This window comes from Paraburkholderia aspalathi, assembly GCF_900116445.1.
In the GTDB taxonomy this organism is placed as follows: domain Bacteria; phylum Pseudomonadota; class Gammaproteobacteria; order Burkholderiales; family Burkholderiaceae; genus Paraburkholderia; species Paraburkholderia aspalathi.
Window position 1 is genome coordinate 81,404 of record NZ_FPBH01000012.1, and the last position, 23,096, is coordinate 104,499.

Below are 23,096 nucleotides of genomic sequence, written 5' to 3' on the forward strand. Positions count from 1 at the left end.
ATTTCCGGACCCACACCATGACATTACGCATCGGCCGCCGCGCATACGCGGAAATGTTCGGCCCCACCACCGGCGACCGCGTGCGCCTCGCCGACACCGAGTTGCTGATCGAAGTCGAACGCGACTTCACGACTTACGGCGAAGAAGTGAAATTCGGCGGCGGCAAAGTGATTCGCGACGGCATGGGCCAGTCGCAACGCGTGCATGCCGACGTAGTCGATACTGTCGTGACGAATGCTGTGATTCTCGATCACTGGGGCATCGTCAAGGCCGACATTGGTATCAAGAACGGCCGCATTGCCGCGATCGGCAAAGCGGGCAATCCCGACATTCAACCGAACGTGACGATCGCGATCGGCGCGTCTACTGAAGTGATCGCGGGTGAAGGCCTGATCGTGACGGCGGGTGGCATCGATACGCACATCCACTTCATTAGCCCGCAGCAAATCGAAGAAGCACTCGCGAGCGGTGTAACGACAATGCTCGGCGGCGGCACGGGTCCGGCAACGGGCACGAACGCGACGACGTGCACGCCGGGTCCGTGGCATCTCGAACGCATGCTGCAAGCGGCCGATGGTTACCCGATGAATCTCGGCTTTCTCGGCAAGGGCAATGTGAGTCAGCCGCAGCCTGCTTTGGAGCAGATCGCTGCGGGCGCGATCGGTTTGAAGCTGCACGAAGACTGGGGCACGACGCCTGCTGCGATCGACAACTGTCTTTCCGTCGCCGACGATACCGACACGCAGGTCGCAATCCACACGGATACGCTGAACGAAGCGGGTTTTGTGGAAGCGACCGTGGCCGCGTTCAAGGGCCGCACGATCCACACGTATCACACAGAAGGCGCAGGCGGCGGCCACGCACCGGACATCATCAAGGTGTGCGGCGAAGCGAATGTGCTGCCCTCCTCCACCAATCCGACGCGCCCGTACACCGTCAACACGCTCGAAGAGCATCTCGACATGCTGATGGTGTGCCACCACCTGGACCCGTCGATCGCGGAAGATATCGCGTTTGCCGAGTCGCGCATTCGTCGCGAAACCATTGCTGCCGAAGACATCCTGCATGACCTCGGCGCGTTGTCGATGCTGTCGTCGGATTCGCAGGCGATGGGGCGCGTGGGCGAAGTGATCATCCGCACGTGGCAGACCGCGCACAAGATGAAAGTGCAACGCGGCGCGCTGCCTGAAGATAACGCGCGGCACGACAATTTCCGTGCGAAGCGTTATGTCGCCAAGTACACGATCAACCCGGCCATCACGCATGGCATCTCGCATGAAGTCGGCTCGATCGAGCCGGGCAAGTGGGCCGATCTGGTGTTCTGGGAGCCGGCGTTTTTCGGCATCAAGCCGTCGCTGATTCTGAAGGGCGGCATGATCGCGATGGCGCAGATGGGCGACCCGAACGCGTCGATCCCGACGCCGCAGCCGGTCCACTATCGCGAGATGTTCGCGACGCGTGGTGGTGCGCTGGGACGTACTTCACTGACCTTCGTTTCGCAGTTGGCTGCGGATGCGGGTGTCGGCGAACGTTATGGTCTGAACAAGCGTATCGTTGCTGTGAAGAACTGCCGCAAGATTACGAAGGCGGACATGATTCACAACGCGTGGCGTCCGGCGATCAGCGTCGATCCTGAGACGTATCAGGTTATCGCTGATGGTCAGTTGCTGACCTGCGAACCGGCCACCGTGCTGCCGATGGCGCAGCGTTACTTCCTGTTCTAAACCATGCGCACTCTCGACAAACTGATTGCGCCGCATTTGAAGCTCGCACCTGTTCTGGTGAAGCGCGCGCCGACTTTGACGCTTGCTTTTGATGACCGCCGGAAGAGTCGTCTCGCGGCAACGCTGGATAACGGTGAGGAGGTCGCGCTGCTGTTGCCGCGCGGCACGGTGCTGCGCGACGGCGATGTTCTGGTCGCTGATGATGGTGGTTTGGTGCGCGTAGTCGCTGCTCCCGAAGCCGTGTTGGTTGTCCGCGCGAAAGATGCGCTGACTCTGACGCGCGCCGCTTATCACCTCGGCAATCGTCATACACCGGTCGAAGTCGGTGCGGATTATCTGAAGCTTGAATATGATCCGGTGCTGGCCGATATGCTGAAGCGCATCGGCGCAAGCGTGGATCAGGTGTCGATGCCGTTCCAGCCGGAATCTGGCGCGTACGGCGGTGGTCACAAGCATGGTCACGATGAGACCTTTGCTGAAGACTATGCGTTAGCTCAGCAGGTGTTCGGCGAGCATCATGGGCATGAGCATGGACATGATCACTCGGATCATGATCATGGCCTCAGCCATGCGCACGGTCACTCGCATGACCACGGCCACGACCATTCGCACGATCCCAAAGACGACGATCACGTCCACGACGAATCGTGCGGCCACGGGCATCATCACCATGCGCATCGCTGAACTCACAGCGCTGCTGCATCTCGCGTCGCCGGCATTACCGATCGGCGCGTTCAGCTACTCGCAGGGTCTCGAAGCCGCGATCGAAGCGCAACTCATCACCGATGCGGATTCCGCACGCGACTGGATCGCAAGCGGCTTAACCGACGTGCTCGCGCGTGGCGAACTGCCGTTTCTCGCACATCAAATGGAACGCTGGCGCGCGCACGACGCAGATGGCTTGCGCGAAGCAAACAGCGAATTCCTGGCAAGCCGCGAGTCCGCAGAACTCAGACGCGAAACGGAACAGATGGGCTGGTCGCTGCGACAATTGTGCGTGTCGCTCGAATGGGGCGGCGCAGACCGACGTATGACGCTGGCATCGCTCAAGCCCTTAGCTCAGCCCACGGCCTTCGCCTTCGCCGCGTTCGCCCACGACGCAGCGCCTGACGCCGCTCTTGCCGCCTACGCATTCAGCTGGGTAGAAAACCAGGCCGCTGCCGCATTGAAGGCGGTGCCGCTCGGTCAACTCGCGGGTCAACGCATCATCGTCGCATTACGCGAGCCGATCGACGCCGCCGTCACACGAGCCTTGGCCACTTCACCCGACAACATCAACACCTTCGCGCCGCAATTGGGCATTCTGTCGGCGCGTCACGAGTCGCAGTATTCGCGGCTCTTTCGCTCTTAAAAAGATCCATCATGAACGCACCTCATCACCCCGCTCACTCGTCTGTCCGCACGAAGAAACTGCCGCCGCTGCGCGTGGGCGTCGGCGGCCCCGTCGGCTCGGGCAAGACCACGCTGCTCGAAATGCTCTGCAAGGCGATGCGCGAACAGTACGACCTCGTCGCGATCACCAACGACATCTATACGAAAGAAGATCAGCGTCTGTTGACCGTAGCGGGCGCGTTGCCGGCCGAACGGATCATGGGCGTGGAAACGGGTGGCTGTCCGCACACGGCGATTCGCGAAGACGCGTCGATCAACCTCGAAGCCGTCGATCGCATGTTGACGCGCTTTCCCGATGCGGACATCGTGTTCATCGAATCGGGCGGTGACAACCTCGCGGCAACCTTCAGCCCGGAACTGTCGGACCTGACGATCTACGTGATCGACGTAGCTGGCGGCGAAAAGATTCCGCGCAAAGGTGGCCCAGGCATTACGAAGTCGGATCTGCTGGTGATCAACAAGACCGATCTCGCACCGATGGTCGGCGCAAACCTGGAGGTAATGGCTTCAGACGCGAAGAAGATGCGCGGCGAGCGTCCCTTCGTGATGTGCAATCTGAAGGCGCTCGACGGATTGGATGTGGTGGTGAAATTTATCGAGAAGAAGGGGCTGTTGAAGGTCTAAACCCGAGAGGCGCGCTTCAAAGCTTTGAAGTCAGGGCGCTTCAGCGCCCATTCCCTCACTCCGGCAACACCGCCATCAACACATCAACAGTCCGCGCCGTCGCGCCACGATGGCGCGCGGCAAACGCCGAAGCCGCGCCGCCCATCGCGAGCCGCCTCGCCTTATCGCCGAAGAGCTCACGCAGCGCTCGCGCCAGATCAGCCGGATCCTGCACCTGCACCGCCGCACCCGCCGCAACCGCATCCGCCGTCGCTTGAGTGAAGTTGAATACATGCGGCCCGATCAGCACCGGCACCCCAACCGCGCATGCCTCAATCAGATTCTGCCCGCCCAACGGCAGCAAACTCCCACCGATAAACGCCAGATCCGAAGCCGCATAGTAAGCGCCCAACTCGCCCATCGAATCGCCAAGCAGCACGTTGACGTTAGAAGGCAAAGCAGGCACACCACCGCCTACAGCTGAAGCAGCACCCGACGCCACCGTCGCAGCAGGCGCCCAAGTCGAACGCCGCTCAAGACGCAAACCGGCCTTCTCGACCAGCCCCGCCACTTCATTAAACCGTTGCGGATGCCGCGGCACCAGGATCAACAGCGCATCCTCGATACCCAGCGCCGCGAACGCCTGCAGCACCAGTTCCTCTTCGCCTTCACGCGTACTCGCCGCGACCCACACCGGCCGCGTGCCGATCGCCGCACGCCACGCATGGCCACGCGCCGCCAGTTCCGGCGGCGTGCTCATATCGAACTTCAGATTGCCAAGCACCGCGACATTACGTGCACCAAGTGCAGTAAGCCGCTCCGCATCCGAAGGACTCTGCGCCAGCACACGCGCAAACCCACCGAACACGCCTTTGGTCGCATGACCGAACTTGGCCGCACGCTTATACGAGCGTGCCGACATCCGCGCATTGGTGAGCACCAACGGCACATCCGCGCGACGACATTCGTCGATCAGCGTGGGCCACACCTCAGTTTCCATCACCAAACCAAGCGACGGCCGCCACGCCCGCAAAAACCGCCGCACCGCATGCGGCATGTCGTACGGCAGATAACTGCGCAACACACGGTCGCCGAAAATCTGCTCACCGGTGGCACGGCCACTCGGCGTCATATGCGTCAAAAGAATTCGCGCGTCGGGACGCGCCTTCATCAACGCATCGATCAACGGTTGCGCGGCACGCGTCTCGCCCACCGACACCGCATGCACCCAGATCAACGGCGCATTGTCTTCCGGCAACCGGCCGCGCGAGTAACCGAACCGCTCGGCGATATGCTCACGATAGCCACGCTCCTTGCGCGAACGGATCAGCAAGCGCAGCACGGCGAGCGGCGCGACGATCCACCAGAGCGCGTTATAAATCGCCCTCAGCATCGGGACTCCGCACGCTCGAGCGCGAACCCGAAAGCAAGCGCGCGTTTCACCGCGCGATCGAAACAGACAGCGGCGCTCAAACGAGAGCCCTGCCCTTCAGGCGCTCGAGAATGCCGAGCGGCGCGCAGTCCGGCTGCGCCATCGCCTTGACCGGCAGGAAGAAGGTCTGCTCCAGCATGAACTGGCCGGACATCACCGCATGCGAAGTCTGGTCGGAGAAACACACCCAGACGCTACCCGGCGGAAACGGCATGGTCTCCTGCGGGCTCGACTTCTGATACTCGAGATCGGCCTTCATGCCGTCGTGCAGATTCAGCATCAAATGGTCGTATTCGCTGCGCGGCGATTTGGTCACATGCAGCAGGTTCAGCAGCCACGCCGAACCCGGCATCTGCGGTTTGATGCGCGGCAGGAAGCGCTTAGCCATATCCTCGAACGGTTCGCCGACTCGCCACACGCGCGGCGCGCCATGCGGATTCACGTTGGTGAACACGCGCAGAATGCGCTCGCCGTAATTCGGCCGCGACGGAAAGGCATCGACATGCAGACGGCTATCGTCCTTACGCCAGGACGTCTCGCGCCCTTCCACCTGATGCAGCCGCAGGCTGGTCGGCGCGACGCGCAATTTACTGTTGTATTCGGGAAAGAGTCCATCGACCAGCGTGCGCGCATTGGCCTGATAACGCGCGATCAACGCGCGCACTGCCGATTGCGTGACCGCATCACCGGCCACCCCATGCAGCGCGCCGCCATTCGGCTCAAGACTGATGTTCTTGCGATTCGGATCGGCCAATGCAGGATCGAGCAAGGCCTGTTCGCCGCCTTCGATGGCAAAGCGCAGATTCGGGAAATACAGCACCTTGCCGAGTTCGACGCCGGCCAGCAGCGTCTCGCGCGGCACGGACAGATTGCGTCCGTGCCAGTCGGCGTTCGCTACTTCGATGATCTGGGTTTCGTTCATGGTCGCCCTTAAAAACGGATGGAGCGTAAGGCGAAGCACACCGCATTACAGCGTTACGACATTAGAGCAGGCCGAATCCGGCCAGCGCGGACTTGACCTCTTGCAGCGTGGGCGGCTTGCCAGCGGTGCCGAGATTGACGACATTCGGCGACCAGTAACCGCCGGTGCGCCACGCGGTGGCGAAATTGTACAACTCGACCGTCGGACGCTTCAGCGCCGCCGCAATGTGAACTAGACCTGTGTCAACGCCGACTGTCGCGGCGGCGCCTTCGATCAGGCCGACCACCGCCGGCAACGAGAGCTTGGGCGGCACGATCGCCGCACCGCCGAATTCCTTCGCCAGACGCTCGCTGGTGACGCGTTCTTCCTCGCTGCCCCACGGCAGCACGATCGACGCGCCGCGCCGCACCAAAGACTGCCCAAGCTCGATCCAGGCGGTGTCGGGCCACTGCTTGTCGGCGCGCGAGGTGGCGTGCACGAACACCACGTAAGGCACCGGCAGATTCAGATTCGCTTCCGACAACGCCAGCGCCGCGCGCCCGGTGTCGATGCCGAAGTCGATGTCGTCGGTGGGTTGCGGCCGCGGGTCGTCCAGCGCGGCGGCCACCAGCTGGCGCGTGCGCTCGACCACATGGGTGCGCGGCTCGATCGGCACGCGCTTGTCGTAGAAGAAGCGCACCGGCCATTCGTAGCCCGCGCCGTCGGTACGGTTCGCGAGGCCGACCAGCGGCCCGCGCGCCATGCTCGCGACCCACGCGGTCTTGATGAGCCCCTGGCAGTCGATTACAAGGTCGTAGTTCTCGGCGGCGAGCGCGCGGCGAAACGCGCCGATCTCGCGCCAATTGTCGACCGAGAGGATGCGCTTGCGCCAGCGCCGCAGCGACACGGGAATCGCCCGCCGCACGCCGCTGACGAGCTCCACGAGCCCCACGAAGCTTTCCTCGACGAGCCAGTCGATCTGGGCCTCGGGATGGCGGCGTCGGATGTCGGCGATCACCGGCATGTTGTGAACGACGTCGCCCAATGACGACACCCTCACGATTAGTATCTTTTGCACGCTCAAGTGTGGGAAAACCGGCTATCCGGCCCGAAGATGCTGTGAAAGGACGGCAATTCTATCGCGACATGGGTAAATGGCATGAAAAAACGCGGCGCGGTAACTGAAACCCGCGCCGCGTTCGACTGCAACCGCGGTTCACGAAGAACCGCGCCGCCGCTGGAGCTTTTAGAACGGCAGCTTCGCGTCCGGCTTCTCGGCCATGATCACACGGCGGAAGTCTTCCTGGATGCGCTTAAGCGCTGCGTCGCTATCGGCTTCGAAACGCATGACCACCACCGGCGTGGTGTTCGACGAACGCGCCAGACCGAAGCCGTCCGGGTACTCGACACGCAAGCCGTCGATCTTCACCACATCGTCCGCGCCGGTGAACTTCGCGTTTTGCTGCAAACGCGCGATCAGCTCGAAGTTTTCACCTTCTTCGAGCTTCAATTGCAGTTCCGGCGTGGAATTCGAGTTCGGCAGCGAGTTCAGCAGCTTGCTCGGATCCGCCACACGCGTGAGGATTTCCAGAAGACGCGCGCCCGTGTACAGGCCGTCGTCGAAACCGTACCAGCGGTCCTTGAAGAACACGTGGCCGCTCATTTCGCCTGCCAGCGGCGCACCGGTTTCGCGCAGCTTCGCCTTGACCAGCGAGTGGCCGGTTTTCCACATCAGCGGTTCGCCGCCCTTCTCCTTGATCCACTTGCCCAGATTGCGCGTGCACTTCACGTCGTAAATGATCTGCGCGCCCTTGTTGCGCGACAGCACTTCTTCGGCGAACAGCATCAACTGGCGGTCCGGATAAATGATCTGGCCGTCTTTGGTGACGACGCCAAGACGGTCGCCGTCGCCGTCGAAGGCGAAACCGATTTCTGCATCCGTTTCCTTCAGCGCGCGGATCACGTCCTGGAGGTTTTCCGGGTGAGCCGGATCCGGGTGATGGTTCGGGAAGTTGCCGTCGATTTCGGTGAACAGTTCAACCAGTTCACAGCCGAGCTTCTTGAAGAGCTTCGGCGCGAGGCCACCTGCCACACCGTTGCCGGTGTCGACCACGATCTTGATCGGGCGCGCAAGTTTGACGTCGCTGGTGATGCGATCCAGATAGGCGTCGGCGATGTCGTACTCGGTGTACGTGCCGCTGCCTGCAGAAAAGTTTTCGTCGACGATGCGCTGATGCAGCGCGAGGATCTGTTCGCCGTAAATGGCCGCGCCGCGCAGGACCATCTTGAAGCCGTTGTAGTCAGGCGGATTGTGGCTACCCGTCACGACGATGCACGAATCGACGCGGCGCTCGCCGCCGTCGAGCTGCAACGGCACGCTGGCCGCGAAGTAGCCGACCGGGGTCGGCACCATGCCGACGTTGACCACGTCGACGCCCGCCGCACGCAGACCGTCCGATAGCGCCTGGATCAGATCGGGACCCGACAGGCGGCCGTCACGCGCCACCACCACGGCGTCGCCGCCTTGCGCCCGCACTTCGCTGCCAAAAGCGAGACCGATCGAACGCGCTGCATCAGTGTCGAGCGTCTTGCCGATCACACCGCGAATGTCATATGCCTTGAAAATAGATTTGGAGATCATGATGGCTCACTTGCGTGCAATGGAAAATTTTGACCGGCGTATAGCCGAGGGATCGGTAAAACTACCTGCTAAACCGAGCGATGCGCCCTTGCCGGAAGCGATCCGGTTCCAACTTATAATTGCGCCTTCCGGACATGCCCTAATAGACGCCCATTCTAATGCTTAGACGCCCTGCTTTTGCAATGTTGCCGCGACAGTCGGCCAAGTGGGCTGTTACACATTGCGCCCTGGCGCACGTTGCGTCACCCGCACAACACCTGCAACACCTACCACGCGTGCAACCGCATAGGCGAGTGTCGACCGGATGCTGACGCTCAAACGCTTCGCCAATCCCGACGTCACCCGCGCCTTCACCAACATCGTCTGGCTCGGGCTGGAGCGGCTCACGCAGATCGGCGTGGCGATCGCGATCAGCGGCATGCTGGCGCGCTACTTCGGGCCTGACACCTTCGGCAAATGGCAGTACGCGAACACGCTGCTGCTGGTGCTGTCGCCGATTACCTGGGTGTGCGGGGCGGAAATTCTGGTTCCCACCATCGTCAGCCGGCCGCCAACTCAGCTGGGTACGGTGCTCGGCAGTGCCTTTGCGCTGCGCTTCTCGGTTTCCGTCGCGGCCCTGCTGCTCACGTGGCTCGGCATCGCATTGCACTTCTTCGACCCGCTGGTGGGCGCCATGCTCGCCGGCCTTGCGGTCACGATGCTGTTTCGCGAACCGTTCGTCGGCGTGATCAATGCGTGGCTGCAAAGCATGACGTACAGCAAGCCGCAGTTGCTCACCAGCATGAGCACCGCGGTGCTGAAGGCCGGCGTCGTCTATCTGATGCTGCGCGCGATAGCAACGCCCGCGCGCTTCGGCTGGCTGTGGGCCGCGGAATCGGCGCTCATTGGCGCGGTTCTCCTGATCTATTACACCCGCCGGCATGGCGGCAAGCTCGGCTGGCACGTCGACCGTTCGCTGTTCAAGCACTTCGCGACCGCAGGCACGGTGTTCTGGATCGGGCTGATCTGTATGTATCTGTTCCTGAAACTGGACAGACTGATGCTCGAGCGGGCGATTTCCTTCGCCGACCTCGGGCGCTATTCCGCCGCACAGCAGCTGAACGAAAACTGGATCACGCTCGCGCTGATGCTTGCGCAGACGATTGCGCCCGCCTTCGTCTACCGCGTGCAGGACGCCGCGCAATTGCGCCGCAACGTGTGGCGGCTCACCGCCATGACCGCCGCGCTGATGGTGAGCGGCGCGATCGTGCTGGATCTGCTGGCGGGGGTCATCATCCGCCGCGTGTTCGGGCCGGACTTTGAAGGCGCCATCGAGATTTTCCGCTGGGCCGTGTGGCTTTCCGTGCCGGCCGGCATTGAAGCGATCGGCAATCTGATCGTGCTGAAATATCAGGCCAAATTCGTGTTGCTCTCGAAGTGGCTGCTGGCGCTGGCTGTTGCGTTCGTGGTCAATCTGCTGGCGATTCCGCGGCTTGGCGCCTACGGTGCGCTGGTGGGTCTCGCAGCCGGTTATCTCGCCGCCGCGTCAGTTAATCTTTATTACATTCGTTTCAAATTGCGCCCATGACGAATTCATCCGCCGCCGCGCAAATGTCTCTCGACGACGTCGCCGTTCTGATGCCCGCGTACAACGGCCAGGCCGACGTCGATCTCACGCTGGCCTCCTTCAGCGAAAGCGCGCTGATCCACGTATTGATCGTCGACGACGGCAGCACGCCGCCGATCGTCGCGCCGGCAATCCCCAACATGAAGATCGAAGTGCTGCGCATGCCGCAGAACGGCGGCATCGAGCGCGCGCTGCAAACCGGCATCGACGCCCTTGCGCAGCGCGGCTTTCGCTACGCAGCGCGCATCGACGCGGGCGACCGCAGCGTGCCGCAGCGCCTCGCCAAACAACGTGTGTTCATGGAGTTGCATCAGCAAGTGGCGGGGCTCGGCATGTGGACGCAGGTCGTCACGCGTGAAGGCAAGCCGCTTTTCATGCTGACGCCGCCAGCGGAACCGAACGAGATCCGGCGTCTGCGCTTCTTCCGCTCATGCCTCGCGCATCCTTCGATGATGCTACGCATTGACGCGGTTCGCGCGGTCGGCAACTATCGCGCGGCCTATCCTTCCGCCGAAGACCTCGATCTGTTCCTGCGCCTGATGGCACGCTACGACTGCGCGAATCTTCCGGAACTCGGGCTCTACTACGAGCTGAACGAAGGCGGCATCAGCGCGACCAAACGGCGCCGCCAGGTCAGCTCGACGCTGCGACTGCAACTGCGCTACTTCAACGTCACCAACCTGTACGACTGGCTGGGTCTCGCCAAAAATCTGCTGCACTTCGTGACGCCTTACCGCGCCTTGCAGCGGGTCAAACGCACGCTGCTCGCGCCACGTGCGGGCCACTGATTCCGTTACGCCGTCATTCACCCTGTCATTCACCGTCGAGCCCGTTCCCGCATGAAGCCTGCCTTGAAATCGACGCCCGCGCTACGCATTACACTCGTCTGTAACACCGCCTGGGCAATCTATACGTATCGGCAAGGGCTGATCCGCATGCTGGTTGGGCGCGGCGTCGACGTGACGGTGCTCGCGCCGCGCGACCGCACGTTCGAGCTGCTCACCGCGATGGGGTGCCGCTGCATCGAATTGCCGGTGGCCTCCAAAGGCACCAGTCCGCGCGAGGACCTGCGCACACTTTTGTCGTTGTATCGTTTGTATCGAAGCATCCGCCCGCACGTTGTGTTCCACTACACGATCAAGCCGAACATTTACGGCTCGGTCGCCGCGAAACTGGCGGGTGTGCAGTCGGTGGCGGTGACGACCGGGCTCGGTTACGTATTCATCCAGCAGAGCCGCGCTGCGCAAGTCGCCAAAAAACTGTACCGTTTCGCCTTCCGCTTCCCGCGCGAGATCTGGTTTCTGAATCGCGACGACCAGGCCGCGTTTGTCGAACAGAATTTGTTGGTGCATCCTGAACGTGCGCGTCTCCTGCATGGCGAAGGCGTCGATCTCGAGCAATTCGCCTTCACGCCGCTGCCGGAGCGGGCGGAATTCAAGTTCGTGCTGATCGGGCGGCTCCTGTGGGACAAGGGCGTGGCCGAATATGTCGAAGCCGCGCGGCGCTTGCGTGAACGTTATCCTCAGGCGCGGTTCCAATTGCTCGGTCCGGTCGGCGTCGACAACCCCAGCGCGATCACACGCGAAGAAGTAGCCGCGTGGGAGCAGGAAGGCATCATCGAGTATCTTGGCGAGGCGCACGACGTGCGGCCCTTTATCGTCGATGCGGACTGCGTCGTCCTGCCGTCCTATCGCGAAGGCGTGCCGCGTACGCTGATGGAAGCATCGGCGATGGGCCGGCCGATTGTTACGACGGATGTGCCCGGCTGCCGTGAAGTGGTGGCGGACGGCGTCAATGGATTGCTGTGCGAAGTGCGCAATGCCGCGAGTCTCGCGGAGAAGCTGGCGCAGATGCTCGACATGAGCGGCGCCGAGCGCCGTGCAATGGCGGAACGCGGCCGACAGAAAGTCGCGGAAGAATTCGACGAGCGCGTGGTCGTCGAAACGTATAAAGACCTGGTGCAGAAAATGACGGGCGTTTTACTTTAACGGAGCAACAGCATGACCACGAAGGGTACGATTCTGGTAACGGGCGGTGCAGGATTTATCGGCTCGCACACATGTGTCGAACTGCTCAACGGCGGTTACGACGTCGTGGTAATCGACAATCTCGTGAACAGCAACCGCGAATCGCTGCGGCGCGTGGAGAAAATCACCGGCAAGGCCGTGAGCTTCTACGATGCCGACGCGCGAGACGAAGCGGCGCTCAATCGTATTTTCGACGCACACCCGATCACCGGCGCGATTCACTTTGCCGCGCTGAAGGCGGTGGGCGAATCGGTCGCGAAGCCGATCGAGTACTACAGCAATAACGTCGGCAGTTTGCTGGCGCTGCTCGGCGTGATGCGCGATCGCAACGTGAAGCAGTTCGTGTTCAGTTCATCGGCAACGGTGTATGGCGTACCGAAGAGCTCGCCGATCGATGAATCGTTTCCGCTGTCGGCGACCAATCCTTATGGGCAGTCGAAGCTGATTGCGGAGCAGGTTCTGCGTGATCTGGAATTGGCGGATGCGTCCTGGCGGATCGCGACGCTGCGCTATTTCAATCCGGTTGGCGCGCATGAGAGCGGGTTGATTGGCGAGGATCCGGCGGGTATTCCGAATAACCTGATGCCGTATGTGGCGCAGGTGGCTGTCGGCAAGCTGGAAAAGCTGCGGGTTTTCGGTGGCGACTATGAAACGCCGGATGGCACCGGCGTGCGCGACTATATCCACGTTGTGGACCTGGCGCGCGGACATCTGGCGGCACTGGATGCGCTGGTTAAGCGCGATGCCAGTTTGGTGGTGAATCTTGGGACGGGCCAAGGGTATAGCGTGATCGACGTCGTCAAGGCGTTCGAGAAGGCTTCGGGGCGCCCTGTGCCTTATGAGATCGTGGCGCGGCGGCCGGGCGATGTGGCTTCGTGTTTTGCGGATCCGGCAGCGGCTTTGAATGTACTCGGATGGCGCGCTGAGTTTGGGATCGAGCGGATGTGCGCGGATCACTGGCGGTGGCAGTCGGCGAATCCGCAGGGGTTTGCGCAGGCGTAACCTCGGATATCTGTCTACGCTTCTGCGTGTGCTTATGTTTTTACTTTTGCACACGCAGAAGTCATTGAATGGTGAAGGCAGCACCCTCACCAAAGCAGCGATTCAGTTACTTCACGGCGCCTTCCGGGTAGAAATACAAACCCGCGACATTAGCCGCACTGACCAATCCTTCCTTCGGCACCGCTGACACAAGATAGCGTCCATGCGCGCTGCCAATTTGCGCCGCTGTGCAACGCGCCGATTGGGAGAAGACAAGCTGCCAGTTTTGCGCGATGCAAAACGGCGCGGCTCCCTGACGCAGCGCATAAACCCGCGTGCCCACCACGGTCGCCCAGAGGTGCTCCCAGTTCGCAGAACCGTCGAGATCAAACACAAGACCATCGGCTCCGAGTTGCTTGATCGCCGCGTAGACGGCCGGAATCTCCGGGTCGTTGTATTGAGAAGCGTATTCAGGCGGCTGATGGATACGAACACCGGTGAAAACAGCCACGGCGACACAGACGGCCACGGTCACACGGATTGGCACGCCCGTCACGTTGTCGAAAACGCGCTTCAACAGCAACGTCAGCGCAAGCGCTGGCACCGCATAGTAGAAAATCCCGACGTAGACGAACGAAAAATTGTCGACGCCGAAGACAGAATAAAAAAGGAAGCCGACCGTCGCGCTCGCCAATGACAGCACGATTGCTCTCTCCGACCCAACGCGGTCTTCACCCTCCCGCCCCGAATGGTTAGTCGCGAGGACGGCACAGGCGGCAGCGCCGAACAGAATCCCAAAGAGGCCGTTACTCCAGAACAGACCAACGAAACGTATTGCGTCGCCAAGATGGTTCGCGTGATGCACGCGGCCAAAAGCGGCATATTCAGCGACCGGTCCAGGAAAATGGAGAATGGTCTGGATCGCGAGCGGGACAAGAAACAGTGCTGCAATCACCACCGCGATCGCAATCGCCCGAAAATTCCCTACGAGATAGTCACGACTCAATACCCAATTGCCCCGCGTGTTGCCGGTCCGAGCATAAAGCCACGTATTCGCAACGACCGCACATGCGAGCATGATTGCGGCTATCCCGAAGAAGGACGCATGACCATTCAAAAGGAACCCCAGGCTGACCGCAAGCAGCACGAGTCCGTCTCTGCGCCCCATGATCAAAGCAGCAAGGGCCACCGTAAAGGCGGCAAACGCAAAGTAGTAAAGATGCGGGAACCAGGTGCCCGCAAACGCCTGATAGTTGATATACGCGGTGACACCGACAAACAGAGCCGTGGTAGCCACGGCAGCCGACATCGACCCTTGCATCCTTCGCAAAAGCACGCCGATCGATGCGATCCAGAATCCGGAAAGCAACGCCACCGCATAAATCTGCCCGGAGAACGGCGAAGTAACCCAGCGTGTCAGATCAAAAAATGCGGCCTCGCCGGCGGCGAGTACGTAAAGGAACGCGGGGCCCGGATGGTTAAATCCGATTCGAGAATAATTGCCGACCAACAGGCTGAATTGCTTGGCCTGAAGCACCAGCAGGGAATTCGCCGCAAAATCCCCGGTTTCGTGAAGCTGGACGGACGAGAAGGTCTGCCCGAACACGATGATAAACAGCGCCACGCAAATCGCTGAGACGACAAAAGCCACCCACCCCTTGAGCACGGCGCACCTGTTTTCAGGTTATTCGAATGCGGGGCTGTCTTTCGACGTTGTTCGGGCTACGCAACTCTTCGAATAGCCTCGCGAAATCAGCCGCAAGCGAAAACGGTTATGGAAAAACAGGATTGTAAATTAGACCGCCTTATCAAGCCTCATCGAGATGGAACACCGCAACGGCATCCTTCAGGATGATGACCTGCTCTTCGAGGGATTTTGCTGCGGCAGCGGCCTCCTCAACGAGCGCCGCATTGTGTTGCGTCACCTCGTCGATCTGTGTGATGGCCTTGTTGACCTGTTCGATACCGTCGCTCTGTTCATGCGCGGAAGCCTCGATCTCGTTCATGACGCCGGTGACGCGCTGAACCGCGTCCATGGCTTCGTGAATTGTCTTCTGTGCGTCGGACACGAGCGATGCCCCCTGTTCTACCTTGGCGGCCGATTCGCCGATCAGTTCCTTGATTTCCTTCGCCGCCGAGCCGGAGCGCTGCGCGAGGCTACGCACTTCCGAGGCCACCACCGCAAAGCCGCGCCCCTGCTCGCCCGCACGGGCTGCCTCGACGGCCGCGTTCAAGGCGAGGATGTTGGTCTGAAACGCGATCCCCTCGATCATGCCGATGATCTCAGCCACCTTGCGCGATGATTCGCTGATCCCATCCATCGTCTCAGTGACGCGCGACACCACGGCGCCACCGCGCGTTACCGTGTCTAACGCACCCTGCGCCAACCGATTTGCCTGCTTCGCGTTATCCGCGTTCTGCTTCACCGTCGCCGACAACTGCTCCATGCTCGCCGCGGTCTGTTGAAGTGCCGCCGCCTGCTGCTCTGTCCGCGAAGACAGGTCGGCATTGCCTGCCGCAATCTCGTTGGCGCCTTGCGTAATCGCGGTCGTGCTGCCACGCACCTTTGCCACCGTCTCAACGAGGCCATCGCGCATCTTCGTCAATGCGCCGAGTAACTGGCCCATCTCGTTGCGCGACTTGTTTTTGATTGAGATCGTCAGGTCACCCGCCGCAATGCGTTCGAAGTGTTTTATGGTCGCATTGACGGGCTTGACCACCGCCGCCGACAAGCCGACCCGCGCCATCACACCGATCACGATAGAAATCGCGCCGATCCCCGCGAACAGTAGCGTCGCAAGCTGGAACCGCTGAGCTCCCTTCTCGGCCTGCTTGTGCTGGCTGTCCGTCTGCAAGCGCTGCAGCGCGTCGATGGCCTTCGAATAGGTCGCGTAGAAAGCGTTCGCGGTTTCGCCCTGGATGTTGCGGAAGGTATTGAAGTCGAAGTCGTTGAGCGCCTTGAACGCCGGCTCGATCGCCTTGTCGACGAGCGCGCTGCGCGCCTGCTCGACGTTCTGCGCGAGCTTCTTCTCGTCCTCGCTTGCGAACGGGCCGGTCATGTAATCGGCGAAGTCCTTGTTCGACTCGACCAGCACCTTATGCGCGGCCGGCAACAGGTCGTCCGTCTGCTTGCCGACGCTGAAGAGCGTCTGATAGGAGCCGAGCGCGAGCTGCACTTGCAGCAGCTTCTCGGAGCTCGCCTTCAGATGCGACAGCGCTGCGGCGCTGTGCTGGGTTTCGTCGAGGCTGCTATTCGCCAGTTTGAGCGCGCCGTAGCCGACGCCGATCACGGTCAGCAGGAAAACGACGAATACGCTAATCACTAGCGTCAGGCCGCCACGAATGGTGATGTTGTTAAGCATTGGTTCTCCGGAACGTCTCATTGATCGGCGGCGAACCCCGTGATGCGCCGGCGATCGTCTTTTTCGCCGGCAACCTACACCTCACCGCATCTAGGTTAACGGCCCTCGCGAGACCTCGCTGCATAGGTGGAATCCATGACAGGCGTGGCTTTGCGGGCTGTCAAAGCTTCACTATCTGGGATTTTTCGCCGGTTTGGCACGAGCGCTGCTTTTCTGGGCCTCATGCGTTTCGTTTGTATAATTCGGCGTCTTCGCTCAGGCCCACTTTCATGCTTAGTTTTGCGCTCGGCTTCCTCGTTTCACTGCTGATCACGCTGTTGATCGTGCGCTATGCGCATTTGCATGAAAAATTCTCGACCGATACCGATCTGGCCGGCGTGCAGAAATTCCATGTGCGCCCGGTGCCGCGCATCGGCGGGGCCGGAATTCTGGTCGGGCTGATCGTGTCTGCCGTGCAGTTGCATCACGCGTATCCCGCCGTGTCGGGCGGCATCCTGGGGCTGATCGCGTGCGGCATGCCGGCGTTCGGTTCGGGATTGGTCGAGGATCTGACAAAACGGGTCTCGCCGCTCGCACGGCTCGTTTGCACCATGGCGGCCGCCGCCCTCGCCTACTTCCTGCTGAATATCGCCGTGACGCGCATCAGCGTGCCGCCGCTCGACTTTCTGCTCTCGTATGCGGTGATCTCCTGCGCGGTGACCGTGCTGGCCGTCGCGGCGCTCGCCAACGCGATCAATATCATCGACGGCTTCAACGGCCTCGCTTCGATGGTCGCGTTCATGATGTTCGCTTCGCTCGCTTACGTCGCGTTCCAGGTGTCCGATCCGATCGTGCTGTCGGCGTCGTTCATGATGATGGGCGCGGTGCTCGGCTTCTTCATCTGGAATTTCCCGGCGGGGCTGATTTTCCTCGGCGACGGCGGTGCGTATTTCATCGGCTTCATGCTCGCCGAGCTGTCGATCATGCTGGTGATGCGCAATCGCGATGTGTCGGCGTGGTATCCGGTGCTGCTTTTCATGTACCCGATCTTCGAGACCTGCTTCTCCATCTACCGGAAGAAGTTCATTCGCGGGATGTCGCCTGGAATTCCCGACGGCGTGCATCTGCATATGCTGGTTTACAAGCGCTTGATGCGCTGGGCGGTGGGTGCGCGTACCGCTCGTGAGCTGACGCGGCGGAACTCGCTGACGTCGCCGTACTTGTGGCTGCTGTGCCTGATCGCAGTCGTGCCGGCGACGTTGTTCTGGCGGCACACGCTGCATCTGTTCTGCTTTGTGGTGGTGTTTGCGGCGACTTACGTGTGGCTCTATATGAGCATCGTGCGGTTCAAGTCGCCGAGGTGGATGGTGGTAAGGAAAGGGAAGCGATAGTCGAAGCACATATCTGCCTGAACGCAGGCGGCACGAATATCATCAGTTGCATCCATGAATCGCCAAGGGTCCGCAATGAACCGGACTTTTGGCGTTATCCCGATCGACATGATATCTATTTCGTCCGTCAAGCGAATCGCCTTGATGCTTCTCTCCGGCCAGCAGCTTTTGATAGCTGATGCCGCGCCACAAAAAGTCAAAAAATTACTCTGGTATTACGACTGGGCCACGATTGGTGACTCCATTATGGATCTGTCACAAAGGCTTCTGATCGACCCGCGCATATCCATCGATCTATGCATGCCACACGGTCCGGTGGAACTTTTTGTGAGGGATACCCGGTTCCGACGCGTGTCCCGTTCGCTGGACGATTGCGATGCGCGGTATGACATGGTGATAGTCCAAAGCCTCACTACGAAAACCATCTTAAAGAAGATTCAATACCATCCGTTCACGCCGTGGTTTTCGATCATGGGGCACAGCAGGGGCGAGAATTTTTCGAGGATTCAGCTTTCGTACGAACGGATTACGCGCGTGTTCAAATCGACGCACGAATCCGGCCCGATCGCACCCACGTTGACGATCTCTGACCAGGCCGCCGGAAGCGCAGAAACATTTACGATTGCGGTCGCGGTGGGGGGCGGCGACAAGCGACGCAGGTACGAAAACTGGGGGATGCTTATCAAGCAGATTTCGTCGAGCTGGCCTAAGCAGGTCCCGAGCCCGCGGTTCATTCTGATCGGCACGGGCGAAATTGCGCTCGATACGGTGAGAGCGGTCCGTGACGACATTGCTTGCGGCCATGTCGAGTCTTACGTAGACCTGCCGAATATCGCCGCGGCAGCCGAGTTGATCAAGCAGAGTTCCTTTTTTATCGGCGCGGATGGGGGGCTTATGCATATCGCCGCAGCACTCGGAAAGCCCGGTGTCGCGATCTTCTGTCAAATCAAGCCTGAGTGGCGACTCCATGCCCAATCGACGATACGGACCGTTTCCGCTGAGCAGGATATCGACAGCGTTCCGATCGAGAGAATCGCCAGCGAGGTGACTGATTATTGTCGCGAGTTGCTACGGTAAACGAGGCTGGAAGGGACGGCGCGCTCTGGGGGCATCCGCGGAACACGGCACCCCCAAAGGCACGTACGATCTAGGAGGCCCGCGTGACTTGCGTGACGCTACCGACGCTGCGCAAAGCCGGTGCAGCGGCCGGTTGATACTCCGGCACCCAGCGACGCAGATCGCGGCGTACTTCGTCGTCGCTCGGCACGCGATGCTGCATTAGCCAGGGCAGAAGGTTGTCGATGAAGCTGTCCGGCACTTCACGCGCCCGCGCGATACGCAACTTCGGATGCGGCGTACGGGTGGTGGTTTCGTCGTCCGCCAGCAATTCTTCGTACAGCTTTTCGCCAGGACGCAGACCGGTGAACACCACACGAATCTGCTCTTCCGTAAAGCCGTAAAGACGGATCAGATCATGCGCGAGGTCAGCGATCCGCACCGGCTTACCCATGTCGAGAATGAAGATTTCGCCGCCATGTCCCATGCTGGAAGCCTGCAGCACCAGTTGCGACGCTTCCGGAATCGTCATGAAAAAGCGCGTGATTTCCGGGTGCGTAACCGTCACCGGGCCGCCGCGCGCAATCTGTTCCTGAAACTTCGGAATCACACTGCCTGCGCTGCCGAGCACATTGCCGAATCGAACGGTTTCAAACTGCGTGCGTTTTGCGCCCTGCTGCAACGCTGAACAAGCCATTTCCGCAAGACGCTTGCTCGCGCCCATGACATTGGTCGGATTGACGGCTTTGTCCGTGGAAATCAAAACGAAATGGGCGACGTCGTGGCGAATCGCTGCGCGCCCCACGCGATATGTGCCGAGCACGTTGTTGCGCACGGCCTGCCAGGTGTTCACCTCTTCCATCAGCGGCACGTGCTTGTAGGCCGCGGCGTGAAACACGATATGCGGGCAGTAACGCCCCATCACCTGATCGAGAAGCAACGAATCCTTCGCGTCGCCGATGATCGGCACTACCGATACTTCAGGATATTTATCGCGCAGCTCTTCGTTGAGGCGGTAGATCGAGAACTCGGAGACGTCGAACGCCACCAGTTGGACCGGCCCGAAGCGCAGGATTTGCCGGCACAGTTCAGAGCCGATCGAGCCGCCTGCGCCGGTCACCATCACGACACGGTTCTTAAGCAGCGCTTCGACGTGCTGCGTGTCGATCATGACCGGATCGCGGCCAAGCAAGTCTTCGAGATCGATCTGCCGCACGCGCGACAGGAAAGCCTGGCCTTGGGTAAGCGGCGTGAGCGCCGGCAGCGTCATGGCGCGTACGCCTGCGCGCACGCACAACGTGGCAATACGGCGATGCGCTTCCACCGAAGCCGAAGGCACCGCAATGATGACGTGCTCGACCTTCATTTCAGCCGTGATCTTCTGCAGATCGCTGATAGCGCCAAGCACACGGTAGCCGTAGATTTCGCGACCCTGTTTGACCGGGTCGTCGTCCAACAGACCAGCGAGGCGCCACTCTCCGGAACGTTTCAGCTCCCGCACCAGATTCGCGCCGGCATTACCCGCGCCGAGCACCAGCACAGGCTTGCCCTGCCCCACGAGGCCACCGTAGCGATAGAACTCCTTCGCAGCGCGATACAACGCGCGCGAGCCGCCCATTGACAGGAAAAGCAGCATGGGCGAAACGATCAGGACAGAGCGTGGCACGACCGGGGCCGGCTGCAACAGCGCCGAGCCAATGACGACCACTACCGCACCGACCCCAATCGCCTTGGCGATTCTCACGAGGTCGGGCAGGCTGGCGAAGACCCACATGCCCCGATACAACCCGTAGCTGCGGAACATCACGGCATAGATCACCAGGACCCACACCAGTGCATGGAGTCCGCTCGACCAGAATGGGGCAGGCACGGGCCCGTTGAAACGGATCACGTAGGCCAGCAACCAGGCCAGCGCCACCGCACACAAGTCGAACGCAAACGCACTGAACGAAAGCCATCGGGCTTTGAATCTTTTCATTGCGCAGAACCTCAAGATTGCCCGGAACGGGACACATGGCGCCGCCAGTAGCGATCAATGAAAAGCCCGGCGAGCACGAGCACAGCAGCCCATGCGACGACGACAAGCCATTGATAAACCACAGCAATACCTAGTGCCCATAAAGCAAGCATTATGCCCGCGACCATGAACAAATACCAAATTCGGGCCGTTGATGCGTGCCCGAAACCGCCCTGCACCAGTCTTTGATAGTAGTGTTCCCGGTGCGCCTGCCAAAACTTTTCACCACGGAGCAGCCGTTTAAGCAGAGTAACCGACGCGTCACCGATAAAGGGAGAAAAACTTACCGCCGGGAACCAGATTGGCCACACGCCTTCGCGCCAACCCCAGTAGCCGAGGGCACCAGCCAGAAAGCCCAAGGGGATCGAACCCGCATCGCCGAGAAAAATTCGGGCGGGATGAAAATTGAACAGCAGAAACCCCGCTGCCGCTCCCGCCACCACCAGACAAGCCAGCGCCAGCGCGGGGTCCGGATGGGTTGAAATGGACGCGGCGATTGCGTAGCCGCCAAAGCCGAACAGGGCCATACCACCGGCAAGACCGTCCGAACCGTCCATGAAATTGTACAAATTGACCAGCCAGATGAGTAAGAACGCCAGCGCTGCCAGGGCCCACCAAGGTGCTGCAGCCGGGTAGACGACGATCAGCGCAACCACGGCCGCTGCGTGGCCGCCGAACCGGACTCGGGCGGGCAAACCGCGGCGGTCGTCGATTTGCGACAACGCGGCCAGCAGCGCCGCCAGTAGCGCGGGCAACCATAGGGCGGGCGCCGCGAGCCAGATCAGGATCACGACCACCGGCACGATGCCCCAGCCGCCTACGCGCGGCGTTGGACGTGTGTGCAGCGAACGGTCGTTGGGGATGTCGGTGGCTAGGCGCCAGGCCAGGCCCGTGCGGAGCAGAAACCATAGGATCCCCACACATGCACACAGCGCTAGTAAGCCCCAAAGGAGCAGGTGCACGAAAGGAGCGGTAAGGAACGAAGCGATCGGCATTGAGGATGGTTCAGTGCGTTGAGCGGTACCAGGCGGCTGTCTCCAGCAAGCCATGTTCGACGGTATAAGGCGGGTACCAACCGAGGCGCTCGCGGATATGAGAGCTGTCGAGGCGTAGTTCACCGATCAGCCGGTCGACCTGGGCCGAGCGGCCGGTCAGACGGCCGGCAAGGCTCAGTAAACCCACGGGAACGGGTATCAGGCGCGCCGGCGCGTGCAGTTGGGTGGCGAGTGCCCGGGCCAGCTCTGAAACGCTTAGATCGCGGCCATCAGTTACATGGAAGGTCTCGCCAACGGCGCGTGGGTCGGTTGTGCAGTGCACGAGCGCGTCGGCCAGGTTGTCGACGAACAGGAGGCTGCGACGGGCCGCAATTGAGCCGAGGGGCAGCGGAACGCCGTTAGCAATGGCACTCATCAGCTGCAGGAAGTTGGCGCGCACGCCGGGGCCGTAGACCAGCGGCGGGCGCACGATCACGACTTCAAGGCCCGATTCACGGCCGTAGTCGATCAGCGCGCGCTCGGCTTCGAGCTTGGAGATCCCGTAGGGGTCGGTGGGCGCGGGTTCGTCTGCCTCGGTAATGGGCCGGCCGGCGCTGCTTTCGCCCACTGCTTTGATGCTGCTGACAAAAACGAAGCGGCGCGCGCCCGCGCGGCGGGCGGCAGCGGCGACGCGCAAAGCGCCTGTGACGTTGGTGGCGCGATAGGCGGCGAAAGGATCGGCCGTCGTTTCGTGCTTCATGTGCACGCGTGCGGCGAGGTGGATAACCGCGTCGCAGCGCGTTGCCACTGGCCAGCGCTGGTCGATGCCTTCGAAGTCGTTAGCGTCGAAGAGCCATTCGCGGACGCCTTCGACGGTGGTTTGCGGGCGGCGTACGACGCCGACGACGCTGTCGCCGCGCTGCAGCAATGCCCGGGATACCGCGCGGCCGACGAAACCGTTGGCGCCGGTAATCAGCACACGTTGAGTCATCGGGCAGCGTCCAACTGGC

Annotated in this window: 19 protein-coding genes; 10 read left to right on the forward strand and 9 right to left on the reverse strand. The window is 61.2% G+C overall.

The features are described from left to right. Window positions 1–17 precede the first annotated feature (17 nt). The 4 genes from ureC to ureG are packed head-to-tail and all read left to right on the forward strand — an operon-like array spanning window position 18 to window position 3,740. Complete coding sequence (gene ureC / locus BM438_RS19485; protein WP_093636312.1) at window positions 18–1,724, forward strand: urease subunit alpha; 1,707 nt, start codon at window positions 18–20, stop codon at window positions 1,722–1,724. A gap of 3 nt (window positions 1,725–1,727) precedes the next feature. Continuing rightward, window positions 1,728–2,408, forward strand: a complete 681-nt coding sequence (ureE, locus tag BM438_RS19490) for an urease accessory protein UreE (RefSeq protein ID WP_093636314.1) — start codon at window positions 1,728–1,730, stop codon at window positions 2,406–2,408. Further along, entirely contained in the window at window positions 2,395–3,075 is a 681-nt protein-coding gene (locus BM438_RS19495; protein ID WP_093636316.1) for an urease accessory protein UreF, read from the forward strand. Before ureE ends, BM438_RS19495 begins: the two co-directional genes overlap by 14 nt. Before the next feature lie 11 nt (window positions 3,076–3,086). Next, a complete protein-coding gene (gene ureG, locus BM438_RS19500; protein ID WP_093636318.1) occupies window positions 3,087–3,740 on the forward strand; it encodes an urease accessory protein UreG in 654 nt (217 codons plus the stop codon). 55 nt (window positions 3,741–3,795) lie between these two features. On the opposite strand, the gene waaA is transcribed toward ureG, so the two are convergent. The 4 genes from waaA to BM438_RS19520 form a co-directional block, all read right to left on the reverse strand. Further along, window positions 3,796–5,112 carry a lipid IV(A) 3-deoxy-D-manno-octulosonic acid transferase gene (gene waaA / locus BM438_RS19505; protein ID WP_093636320.1) on the reverse strand — a complete coding sequence of 439 codons (1,317 nt, stop codon included), beginning with the start codon at window positions 5,110–5,112 and terminating at the stop codon, window positions 3,796–3,798. Between the two features lie 76 nt (window positions 5,113–5,188). After that, entirely contained in the window at window positions 5,189–6,073 is an 885-nt protein-coding gene (kdoO, locus tag BM438_RS19510; protein ID WP_093636322.1) for a Kdo hydroxylase KdoO, read from the reverse strand. A gap of 61 nt (window positions 6,074–6,134) precedes the next feature. After that, on the reverse strand, window positions 6,135–7,136 hold the full coding sequence (gene waaC, locus BM438_RS19515; protein WP_093636325.1) for a lipopolysaccharide heptosyltransferase I: 1,002 nt from the start codon (window positions 7,134–7,136) through the stop codon (window positions 6,135–6,137). A 162-nt stretch (window positions 7,137–7,298) separates the two neighbouring features. Next, window positions 7,299–8,693 (reverse strand): phosphomannomutase/phosphoglucomutase, encoded by a 1,395-nt coding sequence (locus tag BM438_RS19520; RefSeq protein ID WP_093636327.1) that lies wholly within the window; start codon window positions 8,691–8,693, stop codon window positions 7,299–7,301. A 304-nt stretch (window positions 8,694–8,997) separates the two neighbouring features. Here BM438_RS19520 and BM438_RS19525 point away from each other — a divergent pair, with 304 nt between their 5' ends. From BM438_RS19525 to galE, 4 genes are read left to right on the forward strand one after another with little or no spacing between them, the layout of a single operon-like run. Beyond that, window positions 8,998–10,260, forward strand: coding sequence for an oligosaccharide flippase family protein (locus tag BM438_RS19525; protein ID WP_093636329.1), 1,263 nt, complete (start codon window positions 8,998–9,000; stop codon window positions 10,258–10,260). Further along, the gene (locus BM438_RS19530; protein WP_093636331.1) at window positions 10,257–11,087 is read left to right on the forward strand and encodes a glycosyltransferase; all 831 of its coding nucleotides are present in this window, start codon (window positions 10,257–10,259) and stop codon (window positions 11,085–11,087) included. Before BM438_RS19525 ends, BM438_RS19530 begins: the two co-directional genes overlap by 4 nt. A gap of 51 nt (window positions 11,088–11,138) precedes the next feature. Continuing rightward, window positions 11,139–12,287 (forward strand): glycosyltransferase family 4 protein, encoded by a 1,149-nt coding sequence (locus tag BM438_RS19535; protein WP_093636333.1) that lies wholly within the window; start codon window positions 11,139–11,141, stop codon window positions 12,285–12,287. Window positions 12,288–12,299: 12 nt separating this feature from the next. After that, entirely contained in the window at window positions 12,300–13,328 is a 1,029-nt protein-coding gene (galE, locus tag BM438_RS19540; RefSeq protein WP_093636336.1) for a UDP-glucose 4-epimerase GalE, read from the forward strand. Window positions 13,329–13,434: 106 nt separating this feature from the next. Here the strand turns inward: galE and BM438_RS19545 are convergent, their stop codons facing one another. Together BM438_RS19545 and BM438_RS19550 are read right to left on the reverse strand one after the other, a co-directional pair. Continuing rightward, the gene (locus BM438_RS19545; protein ID WP_244179402.1) at window positions 13,435–14,958 is read right to left on the reverse strand and encodes a hypothetical protein; all 1,524 of its coding nucleotides are present in this window, start codon (window positions 14,956–14,958) and stop codon (window positions 13,435–13,437) included. Window positions 14,959–15,115: 157 nt separating this feature from the next. After that, on the reverse strand, window positions 15,116–16,669 hold the full coding sequence (locus tag BM438_RS19550; RefSeq protein ID WP_093636340.1) for a methyl-accepting chemotaxis protein: 1,554 nt from the start codon (window positions 16,667–16,669) through the stop codon (window positions 15,116–15,118). 269 nt (window positions 16,670–16,938) lie between these two features. Here BM438_RS19550 and BM438_RS19555 point away from each other — a divergent pair, with 269 nt between their 5' ends. Together BM438_RS19555 and BM438_RS19560 are read left to right on the forward strand one after the other, a co-directional pair. After that, the gene (locus BM438_RS19555; RefSeq protein ID WP_054041755.1) at window positions 16,939–18,039 is read left to right on the forward strand and encodes an MraY family glycosyltransferase; all 1,101 of its coding nucleotides are present in this window, start codon (window positions 16,939–16,941) and stop codon (window positions 18,037–18,039) included. Window positions 18,040–18,114: 75 nt separating this feature from the next. Next, window positions 18,115–19,116, forward strand: coding sequence for a glycosyltransferase family 9 protein (locus BM438_RS19560; RefSeq protein ID WP_167378422.1), 1,002 nt, complete (start codon window positions 18,115–18,117; stop codon window positions 19,114–19,116). Window positions 19,117–19,186: 70 nt separating this feature from the next. Here the strand turns inward: BM438_RS19560 and BM438_RS19565 are convergent, their stop codons facing one another. The 3 genes from BM438_RS19565 to BM438_RS19575 are packed head-to-tail and all read right to left on the reverse strand — an operon-like array spanning window position 19,187 to window position 23,077. Continuing rightward, entirely contained in the window at window positions 19,187–21,073 is a 1,887-nt protein-coding gene (locus BM438_RS19565; RefSeq protein WP_093636344.1) for a polysaccharide biosynthesis protein, read from the reverse strand. An 11-nt stretch (window positions 21,074–21,084) separates the two neighbouring features. Continuing rightward, window positions 21,085–22,107 (reverse strand): MraY family glycosyltransferase, encoded by a 1,023-nt coding sequence (locus BM438_RS19570; protein ID WP_093636346.1) that lies wholly within the window; start codon window positions 22,105–22,107, stop codon window positions 21,085–21,087. A 10-nt stretch (window positions 22,108–22,117) separates the two neighbouring features. After that, window positions 22,118–23,077, reverse strand: coding sequence for a UDP-glucose 4-epimerase family protein (locus tag BM438_RS19575; protein WP_093636348.1), 960 nt, complete (start codon window positions 23,075–23,077; stop codon window positions 22,118–22,120). Window positions 23,078–23,096: the final 19 nt, after the last annotated feature.

Coding starts and splice junctions, on each gene's coding strand:
- ureC (WP_093636312.1), top strand. CDS start 18: ATGACATTACGCATCGGCCGCCGCGCATACGCGGAAATGTTCGGCCCC.
- ureE (WP_093636314.1), top strand. CDS start 1,728: ATGCGCACTCTCGACAAACTGATTGCGCCGCATTTGAAGCTCGCACCT.
- BM438_RS19495 (WP_093636316.1), top strand. CDS start 2,395: ATGCGCATCGCTGAACTCACAGCGCTGCTGCATCTCGCGTCGCCGGCA.
- ureG (WP_093636318.1), top strand. CDS start 3,087: ATGAACGCACCTCATCACCCCGCTCACTCGTCTGTCCGCACGAAGAAA.
- waaA (WP_093636320.1), bottom strand. CDS start 5,112: ATGCTGAGGGCGATTTATAACGCGCTCTGGTGGATCGTCGCGCCGCTC.
- kdoO (WP_093636322.1), bottom strand. CDS start 6,073: ATGAACGAAACCCAGATCATCGAAGTAGCGAACGCCGACTGGCACGGA.
- BM438_RS19520 (WP_093636327.1), bottom strand. CDS start 8,693: ATGATCTCCAAATCTATTTTCAAGGCATATGACATTCGCGGTGTGATC.
- BM438_RS19525 (WP_093636329.1), top strand. CDS start 8,998: ATGCTGACGCTCAAACGCTTCGCCAATCCCGACGTCACCCGCGCCTTC.
- BM438_RS19530 (WP_093636331.1), top strand. CDS start 10,257: ATGACGAATTCATCCGCCGCCGCGCAAATGTCTCTCGACGACGTCGCC.
- BM438_RS19535 (WP_093636333.1), top strand. CDS start 11,139: ATGAAGCCTGCCTTGAAATCGACGCCCGCGCTACGCATTACACTCGTC.
- galE (WP_093636336.1), top strand. CDS start 12,300: ATGACCACGAAGGGTACGATTCTGGTAACGGGCGGTGCAGGATTTATC.
- BM438_RS19550 (WP_093636340.1), bottom strand. CDS start 16,669: ATGCTTAACAACATCACCATTCGTGGCGGCCTGACGCTAGTGATTAGC.
- BM438_RS19555 (WP_054041755.1), top strand. CDS start 16,939: ATGCTTAGTTTTGCGCTCGGCTTCCTCGTTTCACTGCTGATCACGCTG.
- BM438_RS19560 (WP_167378422.1), top strand. CDS start 18,115: ATGAACCGGACTTTTGGCGTTATCCCGATCGACATGATATCTATTTCG.
- BM438_RS19565 (WP_093636344.1), bottom strand. CDS start 21,073: ATGAAAAGATTCAAAGCCCGATGGCTTTCGTTCAGTGCGTTTGCGTTC.
- BM438_RS19570 (WP_093636346.1), bottom strand. CDS start 22,107: ATGCCGATCGCTTCGTTCCTTACCGCTCCTTTCGTGCACCTGCTCCTT.
- BM438_RS19575 (WP_093636348.1), bottom strand. CDS start 23,077: ATGACTCAACGTGTGCTGATTACCGGCGCCAACGGTTTCGTCGGCCGC.